Genomic DNA, 11,252 nt, shown 5'->3' on the forward strand with positions numbered 1-11,252 from the left:
ATCATCTGGGAACAACAACATGCTTGGTTTAAATTTGGAACACTTAAATTCAATATGGATAACAACATGAAAGTCATCAGCATGGATTTCGAAGTGCCAAATGATGATATTTTCTTTGAGGAGTTAAAGCCGAAGAGGGTAAATTAATAATTGTGCCTACAAATCTGATCGCAGCATATATTTAATTCGATATTTATGGATATTGGATATTTGTTGATATTAATGCATCGATAAAGAACAAATATCTATTAGTATCTAAATATCAATCAATATCAAGTAAAATATAATTCAACATTAAAATTACTCATTAACATCAAATAGAATATAAACCCCAAACCCAAAACCCATCATGAATAAGAAAAAAACATCATTTTCCAGAAGAGATTTTGTCAAAGCATCCCTGTTGAGTGGTGTGGGCTTTATGATCGTTCCGAGGCATGTTTTGGGAGGACCGGGTTATGTTGCTCCAAGCGATAAGGTCAACCTTGGTTTTATCGGGGCAGGAGGAAAGGGGAAACAAAATGTCCAGGCATTTTTAAAATTGGAGGATGTGAATATCTCTGCCATTGCTGACCCTGCCTACTACTGGAACTTGGCTGACTTCTACTACAGGTCTGAAGCTGGAAGGGGGCCTACTGCAGAATTGATTGAGGATTTTTATGAGGGTATGGGAGATAGAAAACGTCTTGCCCAATACGATGATTTTAGGAAAATGATGGAGGAGTCTAAAGATTTGGATGCCATAGTCTGTTCGACCCCGGATCATACCCATGCCTATATCACTTTGATGGCTTTGAAAATGGGTAAACACGTGTATTGTGAAAAACCTTTGACCCACAATATCTGGGAAGCAAGGGAAGTAGCCAAAGTAACGAAGGAAACAGGATTGATTACCCAAATGGGCAATTCCGGTCATGCATCAGATGGAATCAGGGAAACAGTAGAATATCTACGGGCAGGAGTCATTGGAGAGGTCAAGGAATGCCATGCTTGGGTACCTGCAGGTAGATGGTTACCCGGACTGCAAGGAATTCCCCAAGGCGAAAGTACCATGCCTATTGGTTTTGATTGGGATCAATGGTTAGGCCCTCGGGAAATGGTGCCGTTCCATCAGGATTATGTTCCTGTGACGTGGAGGGATTTTTGGGATTATGGCTGCGGGGCATTGGGAGATTTTGGTTGTCATGACCTGGATGCCGTGACTTGGGCTTTTGACTTGGAAAATCCGGATACCGTTCAGGTTTTTCCGGCAGGTTATTCCGATGACAAAATCGCTCCTTATGGGGAAATCGGCTATTTCAATTTTTCTGCAAAAGGCAAACAGAAAGCCATGAAAATCAACTGGTATTCGGGTGGATTGAAGCCTGATCTTCATCCCGCACTACCAAAAGGATTCTCATTTCCAAGCCGCGCCGCCATGTATGTGGGGACCAAAGGGGTAATCTTTAATAGTGGAAGTAGAAATCCACAGGTCTTTCCCGAATCCTTGAGAAACAGTATTAAACCTCCAAAACCATCTATAGCCAGATCTCCGGGTCATTTCAGGGAGTGGATTGATGGTATCAAAGAAAACAAACCTTCAGCCGCCAATTTTGAATATGGATCCAGATTGACCGAAATCACTTTATTGGGGGTATTGTCCCTGCGATTGGGTGGGAAGCTGATCGAATGGGATTATAACAATATGAAGGCAAAAGGAATACCTGAAGCAGATCAATACATACAAGAACCTGTCAGAAGGGGCTGGGAGATGTAAATAAGTGAAATTGTTAATCATGGATTACATAATCCGTGTAAAATTGTTAATGGCAATTAACAAAACCTGTCAGGTTAATTCCATAAATCCTCTTAATCTACTGGACTGTGGATAAATATCTGCCAGGTTTAGATTAATTCTCATTCAGGAAACTCCAAAATCAATTATTATCCTTTTTGCTGTTCTCTTTAAGGGAGTGCTCCAATTGACGGAGCTTTTCCTGATGTTCTGTTTGCCATTCCTGCATTTTGATTTGGAATTCCTGCATCTTTACCTCATTCTCTTTTTGCCAGATCTCCATTTTCTTTTGGAATTCTTCCATTTTGGGACGGTTTTCTTCTTCCCAGATTTTCATCTTATTCTGGAATTCATCTATTTTTGGTTGGTTCTCTTCCTGCCAGGCTTTCATTTTTAATTCATACTCCTTCATTTTGGGCTCATTGGCATTTTGCCATTCTTGAATTTTGGCTTGGTATTCGGCAATTTTTGGTTGAAATTCTTTTTGCCATTCCTGCATTTTCATTTGGTATTCCTGCATTTTAGGCTCATTGGCTTTTTGCCATTCTTGTATTTTGGCCTGGTATTCAGCTATTTTTGGCTCAAATGTTTTATAATATTCCTTTTGGGCCTTAGCCCACTTTTCCATATCTGCTTTGTGTTTTTCTTGCCATTTCTTGATTTCTTCTTTCGTCATTTTGGTGGTATCCATTTTGAGCACATTGATGTCTAAAGGAGAAGGCAATAGCTTAGGATCCATTTCAGGCATAATGGGCATAGGGATATTCTTGAAAAAATCAGGATGTGGGATCATTTTCTCAAACTGTTTATCATCAAATTCCCATTTTGGCATATTGTCAAAATCCGTAGGAGGAAGCAGCGGTACTCCAATCCTTATCTGTGGCATGTTGCTGAAATCTCCCCAACTGAAATCCAGTTCTTTGAACATCATTCCCATTTCAGCCAATGGCTTTAATCCCTCAGCAAGTTTTTGGGATATTTCCGCATGTTCTTCGGGTGTCAGTTCTCTTTCCGTTAAAGAGTCGCCTTCAAATTGATAAATTCTTTTTTTCTTTTGGGGGACTGTGTCCTGTTCAGCGAAGAACTGGATTTCCGGAATGTCCAGTTCAGTGGCGGTAGTTTCGGTTTCAGTCGCCATTAAGTCCTCAAAGGAGTCTATGGAGGGCTTATCATTGGCACCGACCATTAAGGTGGCCCCGATCAATAGTGTAATCATCATGGTTATGCTGGTTAAAGTAGTTGGTTGAGTTGAATAGGTTTTAAGTCCCATAATTCTTTTGATCCTGTCCAAAGTGGGATTTCTAGGCTTGGCTGCTGCCATGGCCATTTCAGGACTTGGTTTGCTGGCATAGTTGAGGACATTTGCGAGTCCATGGGCCAAGTCTTTGGGTGCAATCCCCATGTTGATGGCCATATCATCACAGGCATTTTCTCTTAATTCCCTTGCAGTCTTGTTGATCCACCAGAATACAGGGTGAAAGAAAAATACAACCTCGAGGAATGATTGAAATAGGTTAACTAAATAATCGTAACGTTTGATATGGGCAAGTTCATGGGCTAAAATAGCTTCAAGCTGGGAAGGAGACAAATGGAAAAACAGACTTGCAGGGATCAATATGACAGGCTTCCAGACTCCATAAGTTACAGGCATATCCAAATGAACGGTTTTCAGTAGCTTGATTGGTTTTTTCAATTGGAGCAAAGCCATTTGTTGTTGGAAAAGCTGCATCCATTTGGGATCAACCATTTCATGGTTTTTGATGCTTATGATTCTTAAATCTGACAATGAAGTCCCAAACCTTACCAAAAACAACATCGCTCCCAAAATCCAGAACTGAACCATAAAAGGTATCCACGTCTCGATTCGCTGGGATAGCAAAGACCAGTTTGAGCTTGGTTCTGCCAAAAAATAACCCATAGCGTCTCCCTTTGCCAGTAAATAATCAATTTCATTTTGGGTAAATGCGAATTCCTCAGTGGAGGGCTTTTCCTGCAAATGGAGCAAAAAGCTCCCGATAGCCAGAGAGCTGATCAAAAACAATGCACCAATAGTCAACCGATATTTGAAAGCGGCTGATTTTTGTTGAAAGATCCTAATCACAAGCCACAGGATCAATCCTATACCTGCAATCTGCCAAATGGCATGGATGATCATCCAACCTAAGGCAAAGAGGTATTTTTCAGGGATCAATGTTTCCAATATTTCCATTATTGCTCTTGTTCTAATTGGTCAAGAAATGCGCGAATTTCATCTAATTCTTCCTTGGAAGTATTACCCTGTCCCAAAGCCTGCATCACGAGATTTTTAGCTGATCCACCAAACGCCGTACTTACAAAATTGCTCAACAGGTTTTTTTGGGTTACCTGTTCATCCACCGCTGGAAAATAGACATGTGTTTTGTTTTGCTCATCTCTTTTGAGCAATCCTTTCGAATGCATGATCTGCATCTGTTTGAGCGTGGTAGTGTAGCCGGTATCCTTTGTTTCGGCCAGTTTCTCATGGATTTCCCTGACAGTGGCCTTTTTCATCGGCCATAAAATCGACAGGATTTCCAGTTCGGATTCAGTTGGTTTAGCTTGCATATCGATAAATACGATTTGTTTCGTACAAAGTTATACGAAGACTGTCGTAATGCAAATATTTTTGACGATTTTTTTCGTACTTAAAGAGAATTTAAGACTTCCCGGCTTCATATTCATTGAAATGTTTTAAAATTCCGGTTTTTTTTTTTGAATAATTTCTTTTCATTATTTACCGAAAAAGTTGTAGTATAAATTGTTCTTTAAATCCAGAATAACTAATTTTCATTTCCGTGAATACTGATTTGATTGAAATGAGAAGGTTAATATGGATTTTGATTTTTGGAACAATCTCATGTATTGATCCCTATATATTTGACGCGGATGAGCCAATAAGGATGCTGAGCGTGGAAGGGTTTATCACAACAGGCGAAGGCCCCCATGAAATCCGACTTTCAAGAGTGGCCCGATACGGTCCTTCTTTTATAGGGTTCAACCTCCCTGAGACAAGGGCAGCTGTTTTGATCAAGGATGATCAGGGTAGGGTCATTGAACTGATAGAATCCGAATCAGGAGTGTACAAATTACCCGGTGGATTTAGGGGACAGATCGGAAACAGTTATAACCTGGAAATCAAACTTCAAAATGGTAAAAGGTATATTTCAAGACCTGAGAAGCTTGTATCTGTTCCTCAGGTGGACTCCCTTTCCTATAGATCTGTCAAAACCCCCACAAGCAACCGCTTTAGGGAAGAGGTAGGAGTACAGGTAACCGCTTATTTTCAGGATCCGGTGGAGGAAGAAAACTATTATTACTGGAGACCTTTGGAATCCACCTTTATATTGGTATCGGAACCGGATGCAGAAGGAACGCAAGGAGGAACTGTTGCTTCCTGTTGCTCGAGATGCTTTCACAAGGATGTCCCCAAGCCTGCAAATGTTATAACTGTCGGGGATTCAGAATTTAATGGTACATATCAGAACAGGCTCATTGCTTATGTAGTGGACAATGGCATGAGATTCAAAGAAACCTATCGACTTGATATACTTCACTTGTCTTTGTCCCAAGGAGCCCACATGTTTTTAAATTTGGTAAACCAGCAGCTTAGCTTGACCGGTTCGGTATTTGATCCACCACCGGCCAATATTCGTGGCAATATGATCTGCCTTGATGATCCAGACGAACAGGTTTTGGGTTACTTTTTTGCATCTGACGTGCAATTATTAAGGGTTTATATTGAGCAGGTAAATTTGGAGTTTTACAAGATACCCCAAGCCTTCTCCCCTTATGATTGCCGGGAATATTTACGGCTTATGGATCCATTGGGCAGAAATCCTGTCAGGCCTCCCCTTCTTCCTACCAATCCTCCTGATGACTGGGATCCATAAATTTACCTTTCGATAATTTCATTATGATAAGATATTGTACTCTTATATTTTTGTTACTTCTTGGTCTTTTGCTGTCCTGTACAGAAGAGAGATGGGGGGATTTCACATTACTGACTGAAGAAGTGGTCAACGTAAGTGGTGAAAGGGCCATTATCCTTGGCAGAATATTGGCCACTCAGAATGTGCGCATCGAAGACCATGGATTTCATTTTTCGACTGATAATAATTTTTCAGATCAAATTGTTCTTTCACTGGGACCAACCGAAAACCCGGGAAGATTTGTGGGGGAGCAAGATGGTTTTGACTTAGGTATCCGGTATTTTGTGAGGGCATTTGCTGTTTTTTCCGGAGAAACTTTGCTGGGAAATACCATAGAATTTTCGACCATTCTGGCTAGCATTGACAGCTTTGAACCCATGACCCAGTCGCCGGGGGACATCATAACCATCATAGGAAGAAACTTCGGAGATGATGCAGAAGTGTTTTTTGGGGAAAGCAAAGGAACTGTGATCGAAAACAGTAATGGTTTCCGTATAAGGGTTCGTGTTCCTTCAGTAGGCAGTGAAATTGAGGTTCCACTCAAAATATTAACAAGGGGCATTGAGATTTTTGCTGACCATCCTTTCAAGTATGTTACAGGCCAATACACACGATTGGAAGACATACCAAATGGTGAGGCGATAAAATCAGGCATTTTTTTCCAGCAGGGGTCCAATTTTCATGTAGGTTTGGGCTACGGGGTATTTTCCAATCCCAAGTCTGAAATATTTGCCTATTCCCCGGTCAGTCAGGATTGGAGTCAGACCCCATTTGAAGGCAGGACCCATTGGAAGCCATTTTCCAGTAGGAGTGGATATTTTGGAGGCGGATATTTGATAAACAATGCCATTCCACAGCAATACAATCCTGATTTCTGGTATTTTGATGGGGAGAAGTATCACCCATTGCCCAGCCCTCCGTTGCAGTTTGCCAATTCGATTTGCTTCGAAATCCAAAATGAGATTTACGTTGCCGGAGGTGATTTGGCCGTTGGATCGGTGGTGAGGAAGTTTGACCCTGTTTCCAATACCTGGAGTTTCAGTCCCAATTTGCCTTTCAATGTCAATCAGGATATGCTCCATTTCACCTACAATGACAAACTGTATTTGATTGACAATGACAAATTGCTCTGGGAGTATGACCCGTTTACATCTGTTTCAAGAGTAGCAGGAAAATACCCCTCACCGTTTATAGATAACATATCCGATACGGGAGGGATTGCTATTGTCCTCGGGAATAAAGCTTATTTGGGACTTTATGTGACCACACCCTTTATGTGGGAGCTTGATATGGAAACTTTTAACTGGTCCAAGAAAACGGATTTTCCAGGTGATCTATGGACAAGCAATGCGGGGATTTTTGTCCACGAGGAAGCGATATATATATTTCGTTCGGCCAGATTTGACAATTTTTCCGAATTCTGGAGATTTGATCCCGAAAAGTTTTGAAAAATGAAGGGATGTAAGTCATGGTTTTTTATAGTTCTATTAGCAGGATTTTCCTGCATTGACTCATTTCCAATTGAAACGGATGAATCCGAGGGGGTGTTGATTGTCGAAGGATTTGTCAGCACAAGACTTAAATACCAAAGAGTGAAATTGACCCGTGCAGGTCGGTTCAGTCCTGAGATTTCAGATATAAACAGACCCATTTTGAATGCAAAAGTTTTGATCAAGGATAATTTGGGTAAAATCATACCCTTAAATTCTGTTGGTTCGGGATTTTATGAATCAGAGGTTGAGTTTTCGGCTGAAATTGGAATGTCCTATAATTTGGACATTACTCTTTCCGATGGAAAGCGATTTATTTCTCTACCGGAAAAAGTGATGCAGGTGCAGGAAGTGGATTCCCTCACCTATAAGGCAGTCAGGACAGTGACCACAAACCGCCTCAATGATGAAATCGGTGTTGAAGTGACAGCCCATTTTCAGGATCCTGTCGATCAGGTGAATTATTATTATTGGAAACAAATTCCTTCCACTTATATTTTGGTATCCGAACCTGAACTCTACCATACCCCACCTTGGTACAACCCACCTAGGCAACCTTGGCCCTTGGCTTGCTGCAATCGTTGTTTTGATACTGATATCCCCACTCCTTTTAACATCATGACCACTGATGATTTCGACTTTAACGGAACTTACCAAAGAAGGCCTATTGCCTATGTTGTCGATAACGGGCTGAGGTTCAAGGAAATTTACAGGTTGGACATTCTCCATTTGTCAGTCTCACAGGAAGCACATAGGTTTTTAAGGTTGGCCGATCAGCAAGTGAGGTTGACTGGGTCAATTTTTGATCCCGCACCTGCCAACATCCGTGGGAATATGCTTTCACTTCAGGATAAGAAAGAAACTGTCCTGGGTTTTTTTTTTTTTTGCTTCAGATGAGCGGTTGTTGAGGGTTTACATCCACAAGGAAAATTTGGAATTTGCACAATTACCAAGGGCATCAGTTCCCAATGATTGTCGGAATGCATACTTTCCGGAATCTCCGGATCCCTTCAGGCCCAACCCTAACCCCTTGCCTACTCATCCACCGGATGATTGGGATCCTTAACATCATGAAGTTCTTCGTTAGAAGAATGACCGAGGATTCATATCTTTTTCTTAATTTGCGCCCATGTGTTTATTAGCGTTTAACTGGAACAATCACCCTGAATATAAAATGATCCTTGTAGCAAACAGGGACGAGTTTTTTGTAAGACCTACAGCATCCCTGCATTTGTGGGAGGAGGGGTTTTATGCAGGTAAAGATCTCCGCGCAGGAGGAACTTGGTTGGGTATCCATCCCAATGGAAGATTTGCTGCGCTGACCAATTACCGCGATATGCGCAATATGAAAAAGGACGCCAAATCCCGTGGCGACCTTGTTAAAAACTTTTTGGAGGGGGAAATGGGTCCTGGGGAATATCTCTCAGAAATACAAAAAGAAAAAGACCTTTATGAGGGATTTAACCTTCTTGTGGGTCTTGGTGATGAACTATTCTATTTTTCCAATAAGATAGAGGGTATTCATAAACTGCCCCACGGTTTGTTTGGTTTGAGCAATGCACTTTTGGATACCCCTTGGAATAAATTGCTGATGGCAAAGGAAAAACTCAAAGAAAAAATTGAAAATGGTTCCTTGGACAAAAATGGATTGAGAGAGGTTGTCCTTTCCAAAAATATCGAGCCTGATGATCAATTGGCAGATTCCGGTGCCACCTTGGAACAGGAACGATTGCTTTCTGCCCAGTTTATCAATGTGGGCAATTATTATGGAACCATCAATACCACTGTTTTGCTCTGGAAACATTCAGGTGAAGTGGAAATAAAGGAAATGAGGTATTTTCAAGTTGAGGATAGGACTGTTGAAAATGAAGCTACTTTTGAAATGGAAGGAGTGAATGAACATAAAATTGACTGAGACTGTTTTCCAATAAATAAATTATTATGGGAATTTCGGATGTATTGATAGTTGGTGGGGGTCCCATTGGGTTGGCGTGTGGGATAGAATGTGAAAAATCAGGTCTGGATTATGTCATTGTAGAAAAAGGAGTCCTGACCAATTCTCTGTACAATTACCCGCTGAACATGACTTTTTTTTCTACTTCCGAAAAGCTCGAAATGGGTGGAATACCTTTTATGTCGGTCTCACACAAACCCACCCGAACAGAAGCACTTGAATATTACCGTAGGGTTGCCAAAACCTGGAAATTGAAAGTCAGACTTTATGAAGAAGTCAAAAGTTTGGTAAAAGAGGAAGACTTTTTTGAAATCATGACCTCTAAAGAAACCTATCAAACAAGAAACATCATTATTTCCACTGGGTTCTATGACCTGCCTAATCTGATGAATGTTCCCGGAGAAGACCTTCCAAAAGTTACGCATTACTACAAAGAGCCCTGGCCATATATCGGTCAAAAAATTCTGGTAGTAGGCGGGGCCAACTCCGGGGTAGATGTGGCTTTGGAAACCTGGCGTAAAGGTGCTGACGTTACCATGGTACTCAAAGATGAAGGTGTAGATCCAAAAGTCAAATACTGGGTCAAGCCTGATATAGAAAATAGAATCAAGGAAGGATCAATCAAAGCTTTCACAAATTCCCTGGTCAAAGAAATCCGGGAAAATGAAGTGGTGATCGATACCCCTGATGGAGAGGTCACTGTGGAAAATGATTTTGTCCTGGCAATGACCGGATATGTTCCGAATTTTGCCTTATTGAATCAATTGGGAGTGGAACTGAGTCTGGACGAAAAGCGTCAGCCCTGCTACGACCAAACCAATCAGGAGTCCAATATTCCTGGAGTTTACTTAGCAGGTGTGGTCTGTGGCGGATTGAATACCCGTGAATTTTTTATTGAAAATTCCATCGTCCATGCGGAGCAGATTGTGAAGCATATTGTGGGGAAAGAGAAAGTATAAGAAAAAATGGTTAATTTTAAAGTAATAGAAATTAGCAATATGGATATCCAATCTTTAAAAATCGACTTGATTCACTGGCTTACCGAACTAGAGGACATATCCGTTCTGGAAAAGTTGCATTCTTTCAAAAATCAACGAGAAGGAAGTTTAAGTAAGGCACATAAAGACTTGCTAGATGGGCGAATATCATCTTATCAAGAAAATCCTGATAGTTTAATAGATTGGGATGATATGGTGAAAGAGCTCGATAAACGCCTATGAACAATATGATTAAGGTTTTGCCCGAAGCCCAATTGGATATTTATGATATTATTGATTGGTATGATGAGCAAAACATTGGTTTGTGAAGGCGATTCTATGAATCTTTAAAATCTAAGTTAAACTATATAAAGAAGTATCCTTTGCATAGTCAAATAGCATATCGTAATATTAGTAATATTTCGTTAGATAAATTCCCTTATCAGGTACATTATAAGCTAGACGAACAAAACAATTTGATTATTGTGTTTGCGGTTACCCATACGAGTCGAGACCTAAAGGTTTGGTAAAGGAAAGGCTAATATTTTGATTGATAAGGCCAAGCCAATCTTCCAATTTTAAAATTTTCCAATCTTTCAATTCTTTTTTCCCAACCTTCCAATCTTTCAATTCCCCTTCCCTTATCTTTGCGGCATGAATTACTTATCAGTAGAAAATCTCACCAAGTCATTTGGCGAGCGCAAACTTTTTCAGAACATTTCTTTCGGAATAGATCAGGGGCAGAAGATAGCCCTTGTCGGCATTAACGGTGCCGGAAAGTCGACATTGATGAAAATCATCATGGGTCAGGAAGTACCCGATTCCGGTAATGTTGCCGTTAACCAACAGGTCAAAGTCGCTTATGTACATCAGAATCCTGTTTTTTCAGGCGACCTCAGTGTGTTCCAGACCATATTTGACGGAAGCACTAATGAGACACTTCAGGTAATAGAACATTACCACAAAGCCATGTTGGACGCAGAGCACGGCAAAGACAACGGCGATGAGATGCAGAAGATTTTTGAAAAAATGGATACCCTGCAGGCTTGGGATTTTGAATACCAAATCAATGAAGTGCTTGGTAAACTTGGTCTTCATGACACAGAAATG

General features: G+C 40.8%; 10 protein-coding genes. 8 read left to right on the forward strand and 2 right to left on the reverse strand.

Annotated elements, in window-relative coordinates; all coding sequences use genetic code 11:
* Positions 1-349: 349 nt before the first annotated feature.
* Positions 350-1,756 (forward strand): Gfo/Idh/MocA family protein, encoded by a 1,407-nt coding sequence (locus tag ACEW8O_RS22085; RefSeq protein ID WP_373496800.1) that lies wholly within the window; start codon positions 350-352, stop codon positions 1,754-1,756.
* A 160-nt stretch (positions 1,757-1,916) separates the two neighbouring features.
* Here ACEW8O_RS22085 and ACEW8O_RS22090 read toward each other — a convergent pair whose 3' ends face one another.
* Both ACEW8O_RS22090 and ACEW8O_RS22095 read right to left on the reverse strand, forming a co-directional pair.
* A complete protein-coding gene (locus tag ACEW8O_RS22090; RefSeq protein WP_373496801.1) occupies positions 1,917-3,983 on the reverse strand; it encodes a M56 family metallopeptidase in 2,067 nt (688 codons plus the stop codon).
* Positions 3,983-4,357, reverse strand: coding sequence for a BlaI/MecI/CopY family transcriptional regulator (locus ACEW8O_RS22095; RefSeq protein ID WP_373496802.1), 375 nt, complete (start codon positions 4,355-4,357; stop codon positions 3,983-3,985). The genes ACEW8O_RS22090 and ACEW8O_RS22095 overlap by 1 nt, the downstream gene beginning before the upstream one ends.
* A 251-nt stretch (positions 4,358-4,608) precedes the next feature.
* Here ACEW8O_RS22095 and ACEW8O_RS22100 point away from each other — a divergent pair, with 251 nt between their 5' ends.
* The 7 genes from ACEW8O_RS22100 to ACEW8O_RS22130 all read left to right on the forward strand — a co-directional run.
* On the forward strand, positions 4,609-5,682 hold the full coding sequence (locus ACEW8O_RS22100) for a DUF4249 domain-containing protein (protein WP_373496803.1): 1,074 nt from the start codon (positions 4,609-4,611) through the stop codon (positions 5,680-5,682).
* Positions 5,683-5,705: 23 nt separating this feature from the next.
* On the forward strand, positions 5,706-7,169 hold the full coding sequence (locus tag ACEW8O_RS22105; RefSeq protein WP_373496804.1) for an IPT/TIG domain-containing protein: 1,464 nt from the start codon (positions 5,706-5,708) through the stop codon (positions 7,167-7,169).
* 3 nt (positions 7,170-7,172) lie between these two features.
* Positions 7,173-8,108 carry a DUF4249 domain-containing protein gene (locus tag ACEW8O_RS22110; protein ID WP_373496805.1) on the forward strand — a complete coding sequence of 312 codons (936 nt, stop codon included), beginning with the start codon at positions 7,173-7,175 and terminating at the stop codon, positions 8,106-8,108.
* Positions 8,109-8,340: 232 nt separating this feature from the next.
* The gene (locus tag ACEW8O_RS22115) at positions 8,341-9,126 is read left to right on the forward strand and encodes an NRDE family protein (protein WP_373496806.1); all 786 of its coding nucleotides are present in this window, start codon (positions 8,341-8,343) and stop codon (positions 9,124-9,126) included.
* Positions 9,127-9,152: 26 nt separating this feature from the next.
* Entirely contained in the window at positions 9,153-10,124 is a 972-nt protein-coding gene (locus ACEW8O_RS22120) for a YpdA family putative bacillithiol disulfide reductase (RefSeq protein ID WP_373496807.1), read from the forward strand.
* A gap of 6 nt (positions 10,125-10,130) precedes the next feature.
* On the forward strand, positions 10,131-10,385 hold the full coding sequence (locus ACEW8O_RS22125; RefSeq protein WP_373496808.1) for an addiction module protein: 255 nt from the start codon (positions 10,131-10,133) through the stop codon (positions 10,383-10,385).
* 411 nt (positions 10,386-10,796) lie between these two features.
* On the forward strand, positions 10,797-11,252 hold a 456-nt coding region (locus ACEW8O_RS22130), incomplete at its 3' end, for an ATP-binding cassette domain-containing protein (protein WP_373496809.1).

Origin of the sequence: Aquiflexum sp. (assembly GCF_041749095.1) — a bacterium.
Lineage (GTDB): Bacteria > Bacteroidota > Bacteroidia > Cytophagales > Cyclobacteriaceae > Aquiflexum.